Source organism: Bdellovibrio sp. HCB337 (assembly GCF_047302465.1).
GTDB lineage: Bacteria > Bdellovibrionota > Bdellovibrionia > Bdellovibrionales > Bdellovibrionaceae > JACMRP01.
Window position 1 is genome coordinate 2,497,894 of the sequence record NZ_CP178621.1, and the last position, 19,620, is coordinate 2,517,513.

The window sequence follows — 19,620 nt, forward strand, 5'->3', positions numbered from 1 at the left end:
TCGTATTAGTGTTTGCCTTTTTCTTGGGACTTTTGTTCGCCCGCCTTCACTGTTTTTTCACGGTGAAGAAAGCGATCCAGCAGTCCCTGAGGTTGACCCGATTGGATCTTCACTTCTTGGGCTTCTTTCACTTCTGTTTTTGGCAATGCTACTCTGAGCACACCATCTTCAAAGCTTGCTTCGATTTTCTTTGCGTCGACGCCCTCAGGCAGACTAAAGCTGCGAGAGAATCGGCCCGAGGATCTTTCGTAGTAACCTTCTTCTTTAACTTCACGGCTTCTTTCACCAGAAATGCGCAGGGTATTGCCGCTCACATCGATTTTGATATCGTCTCTTTTAATACCTGGCAGGTCTGCGGAAATTAGGAAGATCTCGTCGCTTTCTTCGATGTCCACGGAAGGATTGAACTCGGCAAGCGAGCCTGATCCTCGCTCTTCAAGCAAGCGATCTCTAAGGGATCCTCTGTCGATGTCTCGAAAATTTCGGTCCATTTCACGAAAAAAGTCATCAATGGGTGACCCAAATAATGATCTGCTAGAAAATGGACTCAACTCACGACGGTTTCTAGATGACTGCGGTGAACGCATAAAGCCTCCTTAAATGATTCACAGTTGAGACTTTACGTTCCCCAAGAGTCTTGAAGCCCGAGCGACACCCGTGTGACTTGGGTGTGAATTTTTACTGGCGATTTTCGCAAGAGATAAAAGTGTACTGGCTTGATTTCTTACTGGCACTATAGATTGCAAGATAACGGTTCGCCAAATAGTCCTTAGGCGAAACCCCACCTTTAGCCTCTATAGAATGATTTTCATTCAAGTCTTTTTTGGCGGTAAACTCTGAAATCAAAATTGTATTCTCACCGTCGACCTGTGTTTTTTGAATGCTCGTCAACTTGCCTTGAATGTTTTGGCAATTGTCATTGATCAGCAACAGCACATAAGTGCCTTTCGAAAGGTCCTTTGCAATAAACTTGATACCAATAGATGCGTCGTCCGAGCTTAAGTTGGCGCTAGCAACTACTTTGTCTTTTTGTTTAAACTCACTGATGTATTGGATTTTCTCAAATGCAGGCTTTGCAGTATCTGCCGCTGTGACAATAGAGGCCGGCAAAGATTTTGTGGTGTCTTTATCTTGTGTAGAGGAACAATTTGAAAGCAAAAAACTTAGGGACAGTAAAATGGCAAATCTCATATGCGCTCCTAGGTTTTACACCCATGCGTAATGGCGACCCTACCATTCGATAAACTCCTGACGTTTAATTACGCAGGACCCGGTTCAATATGTATATTTCATAACACATCGAAACCTGTGCTTTGTCAAATCACCCCAGTAAACGTCGAGGAAGATAAACAAAAGCTTCTTAAGAGCTAAACGTCTTTTTTAGAAATATCCCCACTATCGTGCGCAAATTTGCTCGAAAGACCTTGGGACAAAACATAATGAACAATCTCAGCATTGCTATGAAGATTTAACTTACTCAAAACACGGGACCTATATGTACTGACAGTCTTTACACTGAGACACAAACTTTCGCCAATTTCAGTCAAAGAACGACCGTCCGCAATTCCAACCATGACTTCGAATTCACGATCAGAAAGACCTTCATGTCCTTCGCCTTTTTTATTCTTTTGGCTTTGTGCGGACTCAAAAAGCTGAGTTGATTTTGGATTCATAAAACATTGGCCCTGAGACGCCTTGCGAATAGCATCGGCAAGATTCTCAGACAAACAATTCTTCGACATAAAACCGACGGCGCCAGCTTTAAAGACGCGAATCGCAAAGTGATCTTCAGAGTGCATACTTAAAACAATAATAGCCATATTGGGATAACGTTCATGCAGTTCTTTAATGAGTTCGACTCCGCCACCCGGCATAGAAAAGTCCGTCAGCAACACATCACATTCGATCTTTTCAAGTGTGGTCTTAAGTTCAAAGCCATTATTGGCTTCAGCGATCACGCCTATGTCATTGTAGTTTTTAAGGAGGCTCGAAAGGCCTTCACGAAAAAGAGAATGGTCATCGCAAATAATAGTTCTAATCAAGCTTCCCCCAATTAACCGCGCTTATTTATTATTTCTAAATCTACGGCGCCAAACAAGACCAAATCACGTGGATGCACAGGGTATAAACTGGTTATTATTTTAGAATGATTGACTGAATTTGTTCAAGCGGAATAAAGGGAGATTTTAGGTGGTTTTCCTACGAGGCCCCCACGTATAAGGAGAAAGCTGGAGACCCCGTAGAAAAACAGCTGTACAAAACCTGGTGTTATTAACTTCTGAATTCAAGTTAACACACCCTCTTGCTTTTACATCCTACCCACTCAACTTCAGAATTTTCTGTCAGATCTTGGCCCAGTCACTCCCTGACGTGACCTAAAGGAACGACGTTGCTCTTTATCGTCTAAACTTTGGTGATTTCTGTAATTTGTACCCATCTATCCCCGCTAAAACCCAGTATTTCGCTCTTACACCCCCAAATGTTGGCGGCAAACTTGCTCTGCTCCAAGGGCATGAAAAAACATAATGTCCTTGCCATTATCATGATGTTTTTCAGCCTATCGTCAGCCTTTGCCCAAGAGATGATTTCGCTGGAAGGTTACGCCCGCATTAGCTATAGCGAGTTTCCAAATAAGCTCCCCGTGGATATCCGTGACAAAGATATTTCTTCTCCTAAATCGGTGCGCTTTTCAGCAGATGCGAAAAAGATCTATATCAATTCTTTAGAGGGTGGAAAGACCGTCATTTATTCGTGGCCAGAACTGCAAAAGTTAAAAACTATTCGTCATCGCTTTACAGACAAAAACGCGGCTCTTTTCCAAGGCGAGACCACTGTATTTGATTATCCGTACTTTATTCAGCCACCAACAGGTGACGTGAATCAATTCATGGGAAAACCGGTCGAGAGCGAGCTCTCAGCCGATGGCAGATACCTGTGGGTGCCATACTATCGCCGTGATTGGGATTCATTTGGTCAATCCCCTGGTGCCATCGCAATTATCGACACACAAACGGATGAAATTGTCCGCGTGATGCCAACGGGCCCGATTCCGAAGTACGTGACCGCTTCGCCAGACGGAAAGTACGTAGCTGTTATTCACTGGGGCGACAACACCGTTGGCTTGATTGACACTTCTAGCGGTGATCCTCGTCAGTACAATTATGTTACGCACCTGACGGTGGAACAACAACTCAGTCAAGTGGGCCTTGAAAACACCGATCGCGATAAGACTTGTGGCTTTTGCTTGCGCGGCAGTGTGTTCACGCCAGACAGTCAGTACTTGATCGTTGCCCGCATGGGTAAAGGCGGGATTGCGGGCTTCCACATCCCGACTCAAACTTACTTGGGTACGATTCTAAATATCGCATCAACACCAAGACACTTGGTTTTAAGTCCCGATGGCAGCACGATCTATGCAAGCTCAAATATCTCGGGCTATGTTTCAAAAGCGCCTCTTGTCGATGTCGTCAATGCTTTGGTTTCGGCGAAAGGTAAGCGTATTCAGGGACCAAAATGGAAGTCAGCTTTTGTCGGCGTTGGTGCACGAACCTTGGATATCTCTCCGAAAGGGAAATACATATTCGTAGCCGTTAACAATACGTCAGAGCTTGTAACTCTAAATGCACAAACACTAGAAGTTCTTTCGAAAATTAATGTGGATCCATATGCTGTGGGACTTGCGGTTGCTCCGGATTTATCGGCCGTGATCCTGACCAGCCAAGGCCGCCCTGGCCAAGGCGGAGGAAACACCGTGAACATCATTCGCGTCCACGCTAACGAAAGCGATGCCCTTCAGGTGACACCGCTTCGTTAAGGCATAAAAAAAGGAGACTTCTTTAAAGTCTCCTTTTTTTATTTGCTATCTCAGTATCAACTAGTGACTAGAAGCCAGATCTACCACGCGGTTGAAGACCAACTGCCCAGGTTTTGAATCTTTGCTATCCAAGCAGAAGTATCCGACACGCTCAAACTGATAACGAGTTTCTAGTTTTGCATCTTTCAAACCGATTTCAAGTTTTGCGTTTTTGATCACCTTCAGAGAGTTCGGATTCAAGTTTACTTTGAAATCCTGTCCTGCTGGTACGTTTTCTGGATCTGGGACGCTGAAAAGACGCTCATAGATACGTACTTCGGCGTCTAGACATTCGTTCGCAGACACCCAGTGAACGATCCCTTTTACTTTTCTGCCGTCAGCCGTTGGCTTACCACCTAAAGTGACAGGGTCATATTCACAGCGAAGCTCAGTCACTTTGCCAGAAGCATCTTTGATCACTTCTTTGCACTTAATCACATAAGCATTACGTAAACGCACTTCGCGGCCTGGGCCCAAACGGAAGAAGTCCTCTGATGGGTTTTCCATAAAGTCCGCAGCATCAATGTAAACTTCTTTTGTGAAAGGCAATTTTCTGTGACCAAGTTCTTTGTCTTTCGGATGCACAGACGTTTCGATGTACTCTTTATGTCCTGCTGGAAGATTTTCGATCACAACTTTGATTGGATCCAAAACCGCCATCGCACGATGAGAAACTTCATCCAAATGATCGCGAACACAGCTCTCAAGAATGTCGTAATCGATAACGCTTTCCGATTTCGCAACACCAATACGTTTTGCAAAACGACGAATAGACTCTGGAGTATAACCACGACGACGAACACCAGAAATAGTCGGCATACGTGGATCATCCCAACCAGAAACCAATTTCTCTTTTACCAGTTGCAAAAGCTTACGCTTACTCATCACCAAGAAGGTCATGTTCATGCGAGCAAACTCATATTGATGAGGCTCTGCCGGTGCTGGAACGTTTTCCACACACCAGTCATAGAATGGTCTGTGATCTTGGAACTCTAAAGTACAGATCGAGTGCGTGATATGCTCGATTGCATCTGACAATGGATGAGCATAGTCATACATTGGGTAAATGCACCACTTATCCCCTGTGCGGTGATGGTGCGCTTTACGAATGCGATACAAAAGCGGATCGCGCATATTCATGTTCGGAGATTGCATGTCGATCTTCGCACGTAAAATGTGCTGACCTTCTGCGAATTCGCCCGCGCGCATGCGACGGAACAAATCCAAGTTCTCTTCAACAGAACGAGTGCGATACGGGCTGTCTTTACCTGGAGTTGTGAAGTCGCCGCGATATTTGCGAAGCTCTTCTTCGTTCAAAGAATCCACGTAAGCTTTGCCATCTTTAATGAGTTGCTCAGCCCATTGATACAATTGATCGAAGTAGTCTGAAGCGTAATAAAGATGTACGCCCCAATCAAAACCCAACCATTTTACGTCTTCTTGGATAGATTCAACGTATTCGGTTTCTTCGGTCTCAGGATTGGTGTCATCAAAACGCAAATGACAGCGGCCTTTGTATTCTTGTGCCAAACCAAAGTTTAAACAAATAGACTTCGCATGTCCCAAATGCAGGTAGCCGTTAGGCTCTGGTGGAAAACGCGTGACGATTTCGCCATGGACCTTTCCGGTCTCAAGGTCTTTCTCGATAATTTGCTTCAGAAAATTTGGTGCATCTGCAGGAGTTTTATTAGGCTTTGTCATAACTTAGCAGTACACCCGCCACCCCGTTTTTTGTCAAGTCCGAGGGGGTCCGGCGCACCGCTGCTGCCACAATTTTAAGCTATTTTTAGCCAGACTGAGTAACACGCCCCAGGATCTGGGGCGCTTCATGAAAATCAATAAAGCTGACTTTCTTTTACTCTTGGCGTGAGCCACCGGATTTGTCTCTGTCTTCCCGACGAGAACCGACGTCTCTTTCTTGATCTTGGTTACGGTTACCACCGCCGCCTTGTTGAGGCTTGCCTTCAGTACCTGTAGTACCGCCGCTTGGTTTTTGAGTCGTTGTATCTTCTCTGCGTTGTTCTTTGCCCATGTCTTGATTAGACCCTGGTTTTTGCGTTTGCGATTGCTCTTTGTTTGGATTTTGATTCGCCATAAAGTTATCTCCTATTCTCAAGCTAAGCCTTTGGCTGACTTGTGCTCACATCCTACTCTAAGTTTCATCGAGAAAATCTTTCTCTTTACAGAAACGGAAGAAAACATGTTTTTCACTTTTCAAAAAACACATTAATGCATCTTGATAATGACTTTATTGAAACGAAACTTCGGAATTATTTCCATCTTCAAGGACAGTGAACCAGTAATAAGAATAATTTTTCTCATCCACACCATCTCGAGGTCCAATGCACATCGAGTACTTCATATAAGGCGGAAGAGAGACCAAAACTTTGTCGTCTTTCACCACGATCCCTACACTTTGCCCTTCACAATCCCTTTGCGAGATTTGCTTTGAGGAATGAGTCAGCACAAGTCTTGGCGCTTCGGGCGAGTTGTTCTTGATATGCTGATAGATTTTCGCTTTGCCTTTGCGATCTTTAGCAAAGTAACAGGGGCCCGAGGCTGGGAACTGCCACTCAGCTTTTTGGTTTTGTGAGTTAGCAAAAGTTATCCGGCAATTCTCAGAGATAGACATGTGGATATTTCCCACTTGCGCATCTTCGGATGCTGCCATTACTACGAATACAAACAAGAGTTTCAAAAAGTAAATCATAGCTCATGCTAACGAAGGGGTACCACACCAGCAAGCTATGGTTTCATGACAAAAACCTCTCGTCTTTATCACTTCGTCGCGGGTTCTTTATAAAGTTCTTTGTAAAGAACATGCTGTAGCTGATTGAGTTTTTTGCAGCGACACCCAAAGGACTGAGGATCGGACTCTTTGCCGCAGTTTACAAGCTCACTCATTTTTGGTGGGCCGGAACTCTTATACGCATTTTCAATAATCAGTCTTTCGCATTTTTCTGCGAAGTCTTCCATCGGACGACGCCCATAAGGCATGCGATTGCCATAAGGCACTGGCAACACCGCCTCTGACAGAATCTCTAAGAGAAGTTCTTTATACTCTCGAGGCTGAGCTTGCGGATGCGCTACACTTTGAATCCTGCTGTGCAAATCTTGCGAATATCCGTTCGAGTACCAGTCTACGTTCAACTGGGGCTGAATCCCTGCGGACTCTTTCATTTCTTGCGAAGAAGCATGACAGCCCATACAAGCCATTTTCGTGGCATTAAGCCCGGCGCGCTCGTTAGCTGGAATAATCTCGGCTAACGAATACAAACGCGAATCCAGCGCATATGCTTGGTGAGGCAATTTGTTTACCTTTTTTTGTTCTGCTAATTTTTCCATTTCTTTTTTCGCAGCTGGAATGAAGGTGCTATCACAATATGCGGAAACCGGAAGCGCTTTAAAGCGAGTTGCCGAGTCGTAATAAGAATTGGACTTCCCTGCAAAGTTTATTTCCTTTTGGCCCATGCGCGAGACAAAACCTTTGGCCTCTTCTAAGTACTGCTTGAAGTAGGCACCGGCTGGCATTTCAAAGTGGCGCTCTTCAGCGGCACTTCTAGCATTGGAACTTTTCAGTGTTGGAAACGCAGAGGTCGCAAGATTCCATAACACAACCTCGTTCAAGTCCGAATACACGTTACCATAGTGATAGCTTGCGATGTCCTCATTGCCCTCTAAGTTCCAGGCGTGCAAAGGTAGTGCAGCCGCCCCACCTTTCGCGGCTGCAACTAAGTTGTACTGATAAGCTAACAGATACTGCTTATCACGAGAGTCCTGGGTCGCCTGATTGGGATAGAGCAAATCAAAGCTTGGATCCAGCTCTTGAATTTTCAATCCATTCACGCTCACCGATCCGCAATTGTATTTTCGGGCAATCAGGGAATGTTTAATGTCAGCGTAAATAGGACTTTTTTGAATTTCTTTAGCAATGACCTGCGCCTGACGGAATGTCAGCAGTGATGACAAATAGAAATTCGGTCGCAAAAGATAATGACCATACTCTTTGTCAAAGGTGCGACGAAATGGCGCGGCTTCTAGATATGGCGGAAGTGCTTGGTTTTCGCGCTGGTAAAAGTCTTTCAGTGTCACTAAGTGACGATAGCGTGCGCGGCTTTTAATACCGCTGATGAAGTTTTCAAAGTGCTCTTGGTGAACTTGCAGCTCTTCTTGAATAAGTTGGGTGTATTTTGGATTTGTTTCTAAAAGCTTGCTGAGACGAAAGAGTTCTTCGGTCGAATCAAAGGTCAGGCCTCTTACCTGCTCCTTCGTATCTTTGAGGTTCAGCATAATCGTGTCGCGAGAGCCTGGCTTTTTAAGACCGACAATGTCGTTCACGCTGCCGTAAAATCCTGGCCAGAACGGATACTGCGGGAAAATCGGTTTAAGCGCGTTCTTATAAAGAGGCGCATTCTTGATATCCAAAGGTTTTGGGGTCCCCGCGTGGCACATCACACATTTTGCAGGATTGTTGTCACGGATGATTTTATTTTCTTGAAAGGTCAGTTCTGAAAAATCCCACTGCGTTTTCTCGTCATTCCACTCGATGAGTTCAATGACGGGCTCGGTGCTATTAAAGGCCATAAGTACTTTGGCATCAGGCCCAAAAAGAATCACCCGAGGTGCTGAAGGCGTTGATTTCTGAGGACTGAAACTGCGATGGACAAGAGTAAAATGAAAGCGATAGTTTTCGGGAAGCGCTGAAATAAAATGATCCAAAGGATCCACACCAGAGCCCGCAGGAGCATTCTGATTGTTGTAAGCCGTAATCATGCTCGTCAACATTTTACGATCCAACACCCCCTGAGAACTGAGGCTTTTATTCATCTGCGAGGTAAAAACTGTTTTAGCTTTGTCCATCGATCCGTAAGCGCCTGAGGCCATTTCATAGGAACCGGATGGAACTGAAGAGGAGTAAAAATAGAAAACACCAAGACATGCAGCAAAGCCGCTCGTAAGACCGAAGACCCATTTGTTTTTGCTCATGTTTTTATAGTAGCAACCCTCTAAAAGCTTTTATACAGGACCTAAGGGCAGCTATCGGGATTTCTGCGGCAACATGGTTTCATAAACTGAAAACTGCCGCAGAAACCAGGTGGTCTATGGAAGGCAAAGGCTGTTGTCACCATCGAGAGGCCCATCTTGATCATCTTGGCTGACTTCAACAGCACGAGTTTGGCAACCACTGCTAACAGACTTCACGGAAACATCTACGACAGTGCCGCCATCGCTGAACCGATAAAGCTCGATTTTTGGATTTTTCTTAAGTCTGCAAACCCAAACCACAGAAAACTGCTCGTGAAATTCTTGAACCGAAATCTCTTCAACTTTCGCGCCTTCTTTTTCTGCTTGATCAAAACATTTCAAGTTATCAGTCGCAAAACTCAAACTAGAAGCCAAAAGAACCACGGCAAATAAAACATTCTTCATACAAACTCCTCAATGTTAATGACATCAGGGTTTATACAGAACTACGCCACCACGCTCCAGTGCATAGAAATTAACTTATTATGCTATTTGAGCATACTACTGCTTTTTAGGGCCGCAAAAATCAAAGCCCATTAAGATGGGTGCCTTCGTCATATCTTCAGTCAATCGAACCGCGATGCCATTACGTTTTAGGATGAGGTTAAAAGGGTGAATTCCACTGCTCACGAAAGCAAATTTAAGAGTACCCTCACTGTCTGTCTGCATTGACACCGGGAACTTTTGCTTCGTTTCTTCTTTCAGACTAGCGTTGTCAGTGTCTATCTCAACGTTTTTATATTTTAAAGGCACAAAAAAGTCTGGCATCGCCCCATCGCTAGTGAGTTTACATTGCAATTGTAAAGTGACAACCCACTCATGCGTGCAAGCATAAGGAAATATTAAATTGGCGGCACTAAATGACTGGCAGGAGTCTGGAACCGAATACACACCAAGCGATGACTGCGTAAGTAATTCTTTTTTCTTTGCCTGCTCTTGACGATTATATTCCTGTTCTACTTCAAAGCGGCTTCTACGGTCATTAGGATCCATCTTTACCTCTTTTAAATCATTGTGCATACACGCAGCTAGAAACGCGAGAAGGACAAAAAATTTGGCAGAATGAACTGTAAAGTTAGTTTTAGACAATTCTCACCTATATTCCTGCGCGGTGAGAGGTTCAGCATCTTTATTTTTTAACCATGTGCCATCAAAACAATGGATTTCTACAATCCTTTCTGATTTTCGATCGAAGTAAACGCTTCGATAAACATTATCGAGCCCCACGGAAGGCTCTATTGGCGGATCCGGAGTCCAAGAAATAGAATAGAATCTATTGTCTACATTTGCTATAGGATCATCACCACCAAGTAAATGCCCCGACTGTTTCAATACAATATTAAACTCATCCCTATGCATTCCAACTTTAAAAATAGCGCAACCATCTATCCGCTTGCCATATATTTTATCCAAAATAATCAATCGCTCTGGCACACGATACAGAAACTTCCGAGGACCAATAGCTCCTAAACTAAGGAGCAAAGAGAATAAAAATGAAAATACTAAAAAACCCAGCGCCCAAGGTTTCTTAATCTTACTTTGTAAGAACCATGCTAGTAGCATACTCAAAACTATTGCTGGAACTCGTATTTCCCACTTACTGTTTATTAGTTCTGCAGTATTGGGATCGAACTTCGCCCAACCCCAATAGTTTAACCCCTCCAACCAGACTAAGTATAAAATCCCGGAGAAAATAAAATAAAAGCCGCCCGCTAAAAACAAAAAATGAACTAATTTATTCAGCCAAGAAAATACCTTTTTCACCCAAGTGTCCTATGCCTCAAGAGCCTCTTTACAGTTATGAAACTAAAAATATAAAAATTGACTTAAACACGTTTTAATTTTCATCTATTAAAATGAAAGAAGCAATGGAAACCATTAGACGCTATCTCCAAGTTTGGGATCCGATCGGAGTCATTGAAGATTTGGCTCAAGTGGGATCTCCATTGAATGAATACGACTCATATGCTGGTCCCATCTACACTCTACTTACTCAAGGTGGGAGCGTAGATGACATTGAAAAACACTTAAATACAATCCTTCAAGACCGCATGGAAATGACAGGAGACACAGAAAAAACTCGCATGATCGCTGAAGGACTTCATCGCTACTTTCATGAATACTCTGGGTATAGAAAGTAAGTGCCTGCTTTATGAAAAGGGTGCTTTCAGTTTTAAAATTTCTTTTAGTTAGCGTATCTGGAATTTTACTTTGGACCGCTTTAGTTATTTTATTTCCAGCACTATTAGCGCTGGTGCTAATTCCCCTAATTTGGCTCATTCACCAAACTGTGTATGAATTTTCGTTCTTTGTTTTACTGCTTGATATATTTGCCGCAGTCGTAATTGGATTCGTTGTGACCAACAAGACAGTACGTTTCCGTGCTAAGGAACTGCTTAATCAGCTAAAATCTAACATTTAAGGGAAGAAAAAAAAGGGAGTGCTCGTAGCTAGCCCTAATAAGACGCCAACTTAGCTGAGATTCAGACACTGGTCATCCATTAACCTATTTAGATGGACCTTCAAAAAGGGCACGTTGCTGTTTTTTTAGACTGCCTATCTCGTCTTTACAGTGCTGCAGAAGGTAGTTCCGGTGTGTGTCTTCATGGCCATCTGGCTGTTTGGTCATTTTTCGAATATAGGCCTCTATCGATCGCTGGCATCCAGAAGCCGCGATAGCTGACCCAGGTGCTAGGCAAGGATCTATATCAACCGACATACCTTTTAGTCGAATGAGTGCTGCTCCGCAGACCGCACCCGAATCCCTCTCGAAGATTGCTTTTGCTTTAGCCGCCACAAGATAGTTCTCAGCTGAAGTTTTACACTTGGGATCCTGATAGTTAATTTCAACGAGACCTTCACTTGTCTCAAAGCAATTCTGTAAATCTTGGTCCGTTGTAAATTCCGGCACGAGAACGCCTTTAGTCTTCAAGGCGAGTGCAGCCAATTCTTTAGACGATTCTTTGTTTGCTAGCTCGGAAAGTTGGCTGCGCACTTCTTTGTCGGAGAGATCAAGCGTAGGTAGCGAAGATTTCGAATGGCTTCCCTTTGTGACAAGGGTCCACCTACTAATGCTAGCAAAAGGAAAGGCTGAAACCGGTTGGCCCATCGAATTGACTTTGGCCGTGTTGTAAGCAAGACCGGCAAGGCCTGCGGGAAAAGATTCAATTTGCCAACTACTGTCAATGTCGCTCTTAGCTATGTATCTATCGCTTTCCTGCTTCAATCCGACAGTTTCATATATAAGCGGATGCCTGTCCTTAACTACAGTTGTAACTCTTGTTAAGAATCTATCGAAATCTCCCTCAGTACCCGCGACGTACTTATTCCAAGTCTTAGGATGTTTTTCTTTTTCGATTGCGCTTATCGCTTTTAGTGCTTTTTCATTATCTGAGTCTGGCCCCTTATTTCCCTCATCAAGGATTTCATTGGCTTTCTGCAAAGTTGTCCAAAGCTTATATATTTCTCTACTGTTCGCCTTGCTGTCTTGGTAGTTCTGCCAAAGCATGCTTCCAAAGAAAGCTCCAGGAATTGCAATAAATGAGGTCCAAAATGCAACCCACTTCCAGTTTGATTCAGTTGCAGTTGCTTCTGTTTCTGTTCGGTCTTTGATCTTTCCCGCCATTGCATTAGTATCTGACTAAATATATTTTGATGCAAATCCTAAGAGATAATTTAACAACGCGACCCACGACTTCATCGGGAGGCGAGGTTTTAAGTTTCTCGGTTGCGCCTTCGGCCTCGATGCCTGCAAATGGATGCCTTTTAACGTCCTAAACTTTTATCACAGAGTTCTTGAGCGTTGGGCTCATTTTTTCGACAAACCTTCGTACTGTAATCCCAACATCCACAAGAATCGAGACACTGATCTTGAGGACCGCCATGAGCCACAAAAAGAATCCTACAACACCTAAAAAACAGATGAGACAAGCTGCTACAAATACCAATAGAATTTTCTTAATCATATTTTGCCTAAATGCTTTGGATGTCTTTGCTTACCCGTTATGTGATGTCCATGCCATAAAAGTGAACTTTGCGGTTTATAAGTACTTCCTCTTCTCAAAGGCAATTTTAGGCCTTTGCCCCAGTTTTCGAGCGCCCACCCCGCCACGACTCCTAACCAAATAATCCCAAAAAGACTTTCAAGGGATACAAGTATTTTCATCCAAAACGACACAGGCGCCATGTCTCCGAGAGCAGAAGACGTAAGAATCGCGGCGCTAAAATATAAAAAATCTGAATACCCAAAATGCTTCATAGAACCACTCTCGAAATATGCTCTCAAATCTAAATACAACTTATTATATGAGGTCGTCAGGAAGTAGGCTTGCTCTCGTCCAAAAGTCATGGTCGAGCTTCCTCTCTCTGGATCCACAAGACTAAGCAGCTTGTACACAAGAGTCGTCCCCCAGCCACTTCTCTTTTTCCTAGAAATCTCATCAAATGGTGGTTGTTCATTAATAGACTTAACTAAATGCCCCCCTAACGGAATGTGCGGCAAAAACTGCACAAGGATATCATCACCAGGATTCTCATATCTCGATAGATCCATAGTCATAACTCCGGACTCTTGCCTTTCATCAAATCCCAGAGGGCTCGGAAAAAGCGGTCCTACAACATACTTGACCTTGAGTACACGATTAGAATAGGAATCAAATGAAAATCTAAATTCATTACCAGAGTCTCCTGCCATATATAAAATGCTATATCCAACCACTAAAGCCGGAGGAACATAGTGGTAGGAACACCCACGACTTATCGATTCAACATAGTGCATATCTGGTTGCCAAGCATTTACACACACGCCAGAAAAAAAATTCTTAAGAAAAAGATCTAAATTTTTTGGCCTATTAACATCGACTAAAGAAAAATCTGCCTTTGCGATGTAATAAATAGAACCACAACCTATCCAAACCAACAATGGAACAAGAAAAAGACCGATATTTTTCTTCATGATATTCTCCGCTAATCCAAAAAAGGCACTTGAACTTAACTTTGCTTTTATTGTCAATTTGGTCTTTTGCTGGAACCGAGAGTAAATAATTCCACACGTACAAAATTCTTACGAACTTCGCTAGATTTGTTATTTTCGAATTTAGGCAAAAAAAACCCGAGTTCAAAGACTCGGTTTTGGTATCGCCACATTGGCGGAAGAAGAAATTGGGGTGACTAACGGGACTTGAACCCGCGACCCTCGGAATCACAATCCGATGCTCTAACCAACTGAGCTATAGTCACCACAGAAAAGAGGTCACCTTTATATGACTTTGCGGCGCAAAGTGCAAATAAAATTATGGGGCAAAATTTAACCTGATTAGGCCCCCGGCCGGGGCCCAAAGCGCTGATTTTACACAAGAAATGCTTAGTTAGTAATCACAAGCCTTCACGTTTGGCTGAATCCCACAAAGGCTTTTCGCCTTTTCCCCAGGGACCTCGGCAGCCTCAGCCCACTCCCCGTTGGCGTTGCAACGACGGCGCACACAACGCACTTCCGGCTGCTCCAAACGGCAGACTTTCTTCTCGTTTTTAGGGTTGTTTTCACAAGTCCACGCACACTGATTAAGCTTTGCAAAAGGCTTCTCGCAGATCTCGTCCGCACCTCTTACGCGCTCTTTGGCTTTTGCCTCTGCAGCCTCTTTCTTACGAACTGCTGCAGCTTCTTTTTTAGCCTCGGCCTCTGAATACAGCTTCTTCTCATCCGCAGTAAACGCATCAACTGCGCTCAATTTTCCACGCGGGATTTTTTTACCCTTTAAAAGAACGTCGTAAACGATCTCGTCGCCCTCACGCACACCTTGAAAACTTACCTTCTGACCGGCAGTGACCAACGCCACATCCTCGGCATTCATCGCCGAGAACTCCATCGTTCCCTGAATCGCCTTCACTTCCGCCAAAGCTTTCTTCGGGTCATAGTTAAAAACAAAATCCCCCACCGGGGTCAGGAACTCAAACAGGTCCGAACGCAAAGCGATGTTGTACTTCTTCCCGGCCTCTTCCCTCCAACGGATCTGGCCGAACTTCAAAAGAATGACCGGGGCTTCACCCGTTTCCCAGCTGATAGATGGCATTTCGATCCGGCTATTCGGCGAAAGGGTCACACGTCGATGGGCATCGATCTGGACCACCACTGTGGACTTTGCCTCGGTCTCAAGGGTCGCTTTTTCAATCAAAACCTGCTTTGGCTTTAACTTTCCCTCGTCGTCGTTCTTGTTACTCCAAAGAACCCGGCCATGAGTTTCCACCACAAACGGGTATTTTGGTGCGGCCCACGCGCCTTGAAGGCCCAAAATGAATAGCGAAAAAGCTAAAGTAAAACTTAAAGTTCTCACGAATTGGTCCTTTTCTTCATTTCCATTTCCCAAAGTTTCGCATAACGAAGAAACATCGAGTACGCAGCCCCAACCGCAATAATAAATCCAGGAAGACCATCCAAAAAGCCAAGCTTAATGAAGTAGCACTCCATGAACTTTCCCCACGGCCTAAAAATGAGCTTTAACAAAGAAGAGGTCTTCCCAGACTTTGCCAAACTCTCGGCTCCCAGTGTGGAGTACTTATCATTGGTGATCACTTGAACACTTAAACTACTAAAGACCCAATGAAGCAGGTCATGCTTCAAACGTTCTTTATGCTTCACTTGAACTTTTTCATGCAAGACATCGTTAGACCACTGCGAATGCTGTCGATTAAAAAGGCGCAACTGAGCATCCGGATACCAACCGCCATGGTTGATCCAACGACCTAAATGGAAGCTTCGGCGCGGAAGCTCGTACCCCACAGTCGCCTGCAGATCTTGGAATTTGGCTTGAATCTCTGCTTGAAGTTCGGGGCTTAAAGCCTCGTCTGCATCCAAACAAATCACCCAATCATTCTTGGCCTGAGAAACAGCAAAAGCCTTCTGCGGACCGAAGCCACGCCATTTTTCTTGGACGACGTTTGCGCCCAGTTTTTGAGCAATTTCAACAGTGCGATCCGTCGAAAAACTGTCCACCACCACGGTATCCGAGGCAAATGGCACAGACTTCAAGCAACGTTCAATGTTGGCTTCTTCGTTTAGGGTCACAACTACAAGACTGATTGGTAACTTCACTGACATTATTTAAAAGTCCCAACACTTCAATGTCTTGTCAAACATAAGTCGAGTCGTTAACATTTCACTTTAAACAACAAAGGGAGCTTCTATGAGACTCTTAGCATTTCTTCTCGGCACACTGCTTGTATCATCTTCTGCCATGGCTTACCTGACCATCAGCGAATCCGCTGAAATCCCGGCAGCTACCAACTACCAGTTGGGTTTTGAACCTCAGTTCCTCACCAACGAAGGTGGCGGAGCTAATGCCACGGTGTTTTTTGATGCGCCGATGTCGGACTCGACTTCTACCCGTTTGTGGTTAGGTGCGGGCGTGATTGATTTCAACGTTGGAGCAACTTTCAAATACGTTCCGTTCCCAGACGTCGATAACCAACCAGGAATCGGTTTTCGCGGTGGTGCCTTTTATGCCCGCAATTCCAGCGAAAACGTCCTGACTTTGCAAGTAGCCCCGATCTTCAGCAAAAAGGTCGACACTGAAAACGGCCTTTTCATCCCGTATGCGGCCGTTGCCTTGGACTTTACTAGCACCAAAGAGAAGAACTTCACTGGTTCCCAAATCATGTTCGGAACAGAATACAAAACGCCTGAGATCCCAAAAATGTTTTTTGGCCTTGAAGCTGGCTTCGAATTGAATGATTCTTATTCATACATCTCGGGCACTGTGACCTTCCCGTTTGATTCTAGTAAAGGACTCTTTGAATAGTATGTTGGAGCTTTTTTCTTGGCTGACTAAATCTGATGCTAATGCTGCCGCTGATATCTACGTAGATCTTGGTACAGCCAACACTCTTATCGCCGCTCGCGGTAAGGGTATTATTCTGAACGAGCCTTCACTGATCGCTTACACTCAGCCAAGCCCCGGCAAAAAGAAAATCATGGGTGTCGGAATTGATGCTCAAGAGAAGCTTGCAAAAACTGCAGGCAATATCATTGCACAAAAACCAATCCGCGACGGCGTTATCGCTGACTTCGAGACAACACAAACTATGCTTCGTCACTTCTTGAGTAAGCCCGGTGTTAAATCCGTGTTTTCTCGCCCTCGTGTTGTTGTGTCGTTGCCTTACGGAGTTACTGACGTTGAAAAGCGCGCGGTTGTTGAAGCCTGTAAATGGGCTGGCGCTAAGCAAGTGTTTTTGATCGATGAACCAATGGCGGCTGCAATTGGCGCAGGCATTCCTGTGAAAGCTGCTAAAGGTAACATGGTCATCGACATCGGCGGTGGCACAACAGAAGTTGCTGTCATCGCCCTTGCTGATATCGTGTATTGCCAAGCTTGCCGCGTAGGCGGACACAAGCTTGACGAAGCGATTGCTGACTATTTCAAACGCTATAAAAACTTGATCATTTCAGAGGCCACTGCAGAGTACTTGAAAGTTTCTATCGGCACGGCGGTTCCTAAGAAAGACATCTCAAACGCGACCGTCACTGGTCGCGATACCGAGAGTGGCCTTTCTCGTACGATCGAGGTTTCTTCAGAAGACATCGGTCTTGCGATGAATGACTGCATTCAAGAGATCATCGATGCTATTCACCGCGCTTTGGAAAACACTCCGCCCGAACTTGTTTCCGACATCATTGAAAACGGAATCACTTTGGCTGGTGGTGGTGCTTTGATTCGCAATCTTGATTTGCGCATTCAAAACGAAGTACGCCTTGAAGTGCGCGTGGCTGAAAGCCCACTGACTGCCATTGCCAAAGGTGGCGAAGCAGTTCTAACAGATCCCGAGCTTCTAGAAAAAATCCAGCTCGAGATCTAAATTCTATTTCATATCTTCGACAATCAAACGACGCAAAGACTGGGAAATAAACCCGGCTTTGCCGTCACCGATTTTATGACCTTCGTACTCCGTCACAGGCAGTACATCTAACGTGGTTCCCACCATCATGACTTCTTTGGCTTTTAAAAGATCTTTTTCGTGAATCATCTTCTCAGTGACCGCTGCCAACTGCTTTTGATGAACCAAGTCTTCGGCTAAATGCAAAGCACGCATCATCGTCGTCCCACGAAGGATTTGTTTGAGTGGCGGACGCACAAGCTCGTTGTGAGCATTTACGAAAATAATATTCTCGGTGCTGCCTTCCGTGATGTAGCCATGGCTATCAAAGCCGATTGTAAAATCAAGCTTACGATCCACGGCTTCTTTTTTCATAAGCACGTTTGGCAGATAGTTGCAGGATTTAATCGTCGCAAACCAAGGCTCTTTCGGAGTGATCAGACTTTTTCCGATCTTAGCTCCGTCTTGATATTTTTGTTCAGACATCGGTTTAAGCTGAGTGACCACGCAATACACTTGAGTCCCCACAGACTCGTAAGGATTCGTCGTAAAGCCACCAGGACCACGAGACATGTACAGGCGAATAATCGCGTCTTTTGCTTGAGAAACCTTAATCACCTGATGAATCATCTCGACCATTTGCGTGCGACTCATCGGCCATTCGATGCCGATTTGTTTTGACGAAGACTCTAGACGGTCTAGGTGGTCGTTCATCAAATAAACTTTGCCGTGAACGTACTTCATCGCCTCAAAGACGCCATCTCCACGGTGAACCAAGTGATCATCAATCGGCACTAACATCAATGAGGGGTCTTTAGTGATCCCGCCATACCACGACGAATACATCGCAAAATAGGTTTGTTTTTGTTCATAGGAGTAGAGAGAGAGTTTTTTTAAAATCTCCTCGGACGATAGAAGAGGAATGCTCACAAAGACTCCTTTTTTAAACGAGATGTGTTTAAAATACCCTTAAATACTACCCCGCTTTATGGTGGAAGGAAATTTATATGAGAATTTTGTACGCGACATTGGTTGGATTAAGCCTTACTGCTTGTGCAAGCAAACAACCCGCAAAAACTGAAACCGCACAAAAAAGTCCAGCTCCAGTAGCGGCGGCTCCTGCTCCGACTCCTCCTCCAGAGGTCGCTGAGTTTAACAAAATCGCAGCTAAAGAAGCCGAGGCGATGAAGTTGACACTCAAGCCTGCGGCTGCAAAAGCAGATTCTCATCAACACGCGGCTCCGGCGGCGGCGCACTCAAAACGCGGTTCGGTTCCTTCCGAAAAAGCCTTGGGTTGGTTGAAAAACGGTAACACCCGTTTCGTAAAACACTCTCTACGCAATGATGGCGATCGCGCAAAAGACCGTACTCGTTTGTCAGAGGGGCAAAAACCTCACTCGATCGTTCTTTCTTGCAGCGATTCGCGCGTGCCACCTGAAGTTGTTTTTGATCAAAAACTTGGTGAAATTTTCGTCGTTCGTACGGCAGGTCAGGCTTTGGATTTTGGCGCTATCGCCAGCATCGAGTACGCGATCGAGCACTTGGGCAGCAATCTTATTTTGGTTATGGGACATGAATCTTGCGGCGCTGTGAAAGCGGCTTTAGCAACCCTGAACGGCTCTGACGCAGGGAGCCCTTGGTTGAATGGATTGGTTCATGACCTGCAACCACACCTTAAGAGCTTCGCCGGAAAACCCGTATCTGAGCATGCGGCCGTGGAAGGTTGGGCCAATACCGAAGGCGTTGCCAAAGATTTAGTGTCTAGAAGCCAAATCGTGCGTGACGCGGTAAACACTGGTGAGGTAAAAATTCAGACAGCCTTATATCATCTTGGCACGGGCAAGGTAGAGTTCCGATAGTCCTTTTGGACGACTTCT

The 19,620-nt window shown here is 44.8% G+C and carries 20 protein-coding genes and 1 tRNA gene; 5 read left to right on the plus strand and 16 right to left on the minus strand.

The annotated features are described in order from the left end of the window. Positions 1 to 5 precede the first annotated feature (5 nt). The 3 genes from ACLWBB_RS12030 to ACLWBB_RS12040 form a co-directional block, all read right to left on the minus strand. Entirely contained in the window at positions 6 to 587 is a 582-nt protein-coding gene (locus ACLWBB_RS12030) for an Hsp20/alpha crystallin family protein (protein ID WP_413287767.1), read from the minus strand. A 91-nt stretch (positions 588 to 678) separates the two neighbouring features. Continuing rightward, positions 679 to 1,191 carry a hypothetical protein gene (locus ACLWBB_RS12035; protein ID WP_413287769.1) on the minus strand — a complete coding sequence of 171 codons (513 nt, stop codon included), beginning with the start codon at positions 1,189 to 1,191 and terminating at the stop codon, positions 679 to 681. A gap of 176 nt (positions 1,192 to 1,367) precedes the next feature. After that, on the minus strand, positions 1,368 to 2,042 hold the full coding sequence (locus tag ACLWBB_RS12040; protein WP_413287770.1) for a response regulator: 675 nt from the start codon (positions 2,040 to 2,042) through the stop codon (positions 1,368 to 1,370). A gap of 470 nt (positions 2,043 to 2,512) precedes the next feature. Here ACLWBB_RS12040 and ACLWBB_RS12045 point away from each other — a divergent pair, with 470 nt between their 5' ends. Continuing rightward, positions 2,513 to 3,814, plus strand: a complete 1,302-nt coding sequence (locus tag ACLWBB_RS12045; protein ID WP_413287771.1) for a beta-propeller fold lactonase family protein — start codon at positions 2,513 to 2,515, stop codon at positions 3,812 to 3,814. 60 nt (positions 3,815 to 3,874) lie between these two features. Here the strand turns inward: ACLWBB_RS12045 and ACLWBB_RS12050 are convergent, their stop codons facing one another. The 7 genes from ACLWBB_RS12050 to ACLWBB_RS12080 form a co-directional block, all read right to left on the minus strand. After that, positions 3,875 to 5,554, minus strand: coding sequence for a glutamine--tRNA ligase/YqeY domain fusion protein (locus tag ACLWBB_RS12050; protein WP_413287772.1), 1,680 nt, complete (start codon positions 5,552 to 5,554; stop codon positions 3,875 to 3,877). A 154-nt stretch (positions 5,555 to 5,708) separates the two neighbouring features. Beyond that, a complete protein-coding gene (locus tag ACLWBB_RS12055; RefSeq protein WP_413287773.1) occupies positions 5,709 to 5,948 on the minus strand; it encodes a hypothetical protein in 240 nt (79 codons plus the stop codon). 153 nt (positions 5,949 to 6,101) lie between these two features. Next, on the minus strand, positions 6,102 to 6,524 hold the full coding sequence (locus ACLWBB_RS12060; protein WP_413287774.1) for a hypothetical protein: 423 nt from the start codon (positions 6,522 to 6,524) through the stop codon (positions 6,102 to 6,104). Between the two features lie 107 nt (positions 6,525 to 6,631). After that, positions 6,632 to 8,839: a hypothetical protein gene (locus ACLWBB_RS12065; protein WP_413287775.1), complete on the minus strand. Its 2,208-nt coding sequence runs from the start codon at positions 8,837 to 8,839 to the stop codon at positions 6,632 to 6,634. A 114-nt stretch (positions 8,840 to 8,953) separates the two neighbouring features. Next, positions 8,954 to 9,283: a hypothetical protein gene (locus ACLWBB_RS12070; protein WP_413287776.1), complete on the minus strand. Its 330-nt coding sequence runs from the start codon at positions 9,281 to 9,283 to the stop codon at positions 8,954 to 8,956. 96 nt (positions 9,284 to 9,379) lie between these two features. Further along, positions 9,380 to 9,871 carry a hypothetical protein gene (locus ACLWBB_RS12075; RefSeq protein WP_413287777.1) on the minus strand — a complete coding sequence of 164 codons (492 nt, stop codon included), beginning with the start codon at positions 9,869 to 9,871 and terminating at the stop codon, positions 9,380 to 9,382. Between the two features lie 99 nt (positions 9,872 to 9,970). After that, entirely contained in the window at positions 9,971 to 10,642 is a 672-nt protein-coding gene (locus tag ACLWBB_RS12080; RefSeq protein ID WP_413287778.1) for a hypothetical protein, read from the minus strand. 104 nt (positions 10,643 to 10,746) lie between these two features. Here ACLWBB_RS12080 and ACLWBB_RS12085 point away from each other — a divergent pair, with 104 nt between their 5' ends. After that, complete coding sequence (locus ACLWBB_RS12085) at positions 10,747 to 11,019, plus strand: hypothetical protein (protein WP_413287779.1); 273 nt, start codon at positions 10,747 to 10,749, stop codon at positions 11,017 to 11,019. Positions 11,020 to 11,384: 365 nt separating this feature from the next. On the opposite strand, the gene ACLWBB_RS12090 is transcribed toward ACLWBB_RS12085, so the two are convergent. The 5 genes from ACLWBB_RS12090 to ACLWBB_RS12110 form a co-directional block, all read right to left on the minus strand. After that, positions 11,385 to 12,503 (minus strand): hypothetical protein, encoded by a 1,119-nt coding sequence (locus tag ACLWBB_RS12090; RefSeq protein ID WP_413287780.1) that lies wholly within the window; start codon positions 12,501 to 12,503, stop codon positions 11,385 to 11,387. Between the two features lie 336 nt (positions 12,504 to 12,839). Beyond that, a complete protein-coding gene (locus ACLWBB_RS12095; protein WP_413287781.1) occupies positions 12,840 to 13,832 on the minus strand; it encodes a potassium channel family protein in 993 nt (330 codons plus the stop codon). 207 nt (positions 13,833 to 14,039) lie between these two features. Then, a tRNA-His gene (locus ACLWBB_RS12100) sits at positions 14,040 to 14,116 on the minus strand. A 128-nt stretch (positions 14,117 to 14,244) separates the two neighbouring features. Further along, on the minus strand, positions 14,245 to 15,207 hold the full coding sequence (locus ACLWBB_RS12105) for a hypothetical protein (protein WP_413287782.1): 963 nt from the start codon (positions 15,205 to 15,207) through the stop codon (positions 14,245 to 14,247). Beyond that, positions 15,204 to 15,971, minus strand: coding sequence for a glycosyltransferase family 2 protein (locus tag ACLWBB_RS12110; protein ID WP_413287783.1), 768 nt, complete (start codon positions 15,969 to 15,971; stop codon positions 15,204 to 15,206). The genes ACLWBB_RS12105 and ACLWBB_RS12110 overlap by 4 nt, the downstream gene beginning before the upstream one ends. 85 nt (positions 15,972 to 16,056) lie before the next feature. On the opposite strand from ACLWBB_RS12110, the gene ACLWBB_RS12115 reads away from it, so the two are divergent. Together ACLWBB_RS12115 and ACLWBB_RS12120 are read left to right on the plus strand one after the other, a co-directional pair. Then, entirely contained in the window at positions 16,057 to 16,671 is a 615-nt protein-coding gene (locus tag ACLWBB_RS12115; RefSeq protein ID WP_413287784.1) for a hypothetical protein, read from the plus strand. A gap of 1 nt (position 16,672) precedes the next feature. Continuing rightward, entirely contained in the window at positions 16,673 to 17,725 is a 1,053-nt protein-coding gene (locus ACLWBB_RS12120; RefSeq protein ID WP_413287785.1) for a rod shape-determining protein, read from the plus strand. Positions 17,726 to 17,728: 3 nt separating this feature from the next. On the opposite strand, the gene ACLWBB_RS12125 is transcribed toward ACLWBB_RS12120, so the two are convergent. Next, positions 17,729 to 18,673: an aminotransferase class IV gene (locus ACLWBB_RS12125; protein WP_413287786.1), complete on the minus strand. Its 945-nt coding sequence runs from the start codon at positions 18,671 to 18,673 to the stop codon at positions 17,729 to 17,731. A gap of 77 nt (positions 18,674 to 18,750) precedes the next feature. Here ACLWBB_RS12125 and ACLWBB_RS12130 point away from each other — a divergent pair, with 77 nt between their 5' ends. Continuing rightward, positions 18,751 to 19,602, plus strand: coding sequence for a carbonic anhydrase (locus ACLWBB_RS12130; protein WP_413287787.1), 852 nt, complete (start codon positions 18,751 to 18,753; stop codon positions 19,600 to 19,602). The last annotated feature ends 18 nt before the right edge of the window (positions 19,603 to 19,620 follow it).

What these genes read in the sequence shown, in the direction of transcription:
- ACLWBB_RS12030 (WP_413287767.1), bottom strand. Translation starts at nt 587, where the DNA reads ATGCGTTCACCGCAGTCATCTAGAAACCGTCGTGAGTTGAGTCCATTT.
- ACLWBB_RS12035 (WP_413287769.1), bottom strand. Translation starts at nt 1,191, where the DNA reads ATGAGATTTGCCATTTTACTGTCCCTAAGTTTTTTGCTTTCAAATTGT.
- ACLWBB_RS12045 (WP_413287771.1), top strand. Translation starts at nt 2,513, where the DNA reads ATGAAAAAACATAATGTCCTTGCCATTATCATGATGTTTTTCAGCCTA.
- ACLWBB_RS12050 (WP_413287772.1), bottom strand. Translation starts at nt 5,554, where the DNA reads ATGACAAAGCCTAATAAAACTCCTGCAGATGCACCAAATTTTCTGAAG.
- ACLWBB_RS12055 (WP_413287773.1), bottom strand. Translation starts at nt 5,948, where the DNA reads ATGGCGAATCAAAATCCAAACAAAGAGCAATCGCAAACGCAAAAACCA.
- ACLWBB_RS12060 (WP_413287774.1), bottom strand. Translation starts at nt 6,524, where the DNA reads ATGGCAGCATCCGAAGATGCGCAAGTGGGAAATATCCACATGTCTATC.
- ACLWBB_RS12065 (WP_413287775.1), bottom strand. Translation starts at nt 8,839, where the DNA reads ATGAGCAAAAACAAATGGGTCTTCGGTCTTACGAGCGGCTTTGCTGCA.
- ACLWBB_RS12070 (WP_413287776.1), bottom strand. Translation starts at nt 9,283, where the DNA reads ATGAAGAATGTTTTATTTGCCGTGGTTCTTTTGGCTTCTAGTTTGAGT.
- ACLWBB_RS12075 (WP_413287777.1), bottom strand. Translation starts at nt 9,871, where the DNA reads ATGGATCCTAATGACCGTAGAAGCCGCTTTGAAGTAGAACAGGAATAT.
- ACLWBB_RS12085 (WP_413287779.1), top strand. Translation starts at nt 10,747, where the DNA reads ATGGAAACCATTAGACGCTATCTCCAAGTTTGGGATCCGATCGGAGTC.
- ACLWBB_RS12090 (WP_413287780.1), bottom strand. Translation starts at nt 12,503, where the DNA reads ATGGCGGGAAAGATCAAAGACCGAACAGAAACAGAAGCAACTGCAACT.
- ACLWBB_RS12095 (WP_413287781.1), bottom strand. Translation starts at nt 13,832, where the DNA reads ATGAAGAAAAATATCGGTCTTTTTCTTGTTCCATTGTTGGTTTGGATA.
- ACLWBB_RS12110 (WP_413287783.1), bottom strand. Translation starts at nt 15,971, where the DNA reads ATGTCAGTGAAGTTACCAATCAGTCTTGTAGTTGTGACCCTAAACGAA.
- ACLWBB_RS12115 (WP_413287784.1), top strand. Translation starts at nt 16,057, where the DNA reads ATGAGACTCTTAGCATTTCTTCTCGGCACACTGCTTGTATCATCTTCT.
- ACLWBB_RS12120 (WP_413287785.1), top strand. Translation starts at nt 16,673, where the DNA reads ATGTTGGAGCTTTTTTCTTGGCTGACTAAATCTGATGCTAATGCTGCC.
- ACLWBB_RS12130 (WP_413287787.1), top strand. Translation starts at nt 18,751, where the DNA reads ATGAGAATTTTGTACGCGACATTGGTTGGATTAAGCCTTACTGCTTGT.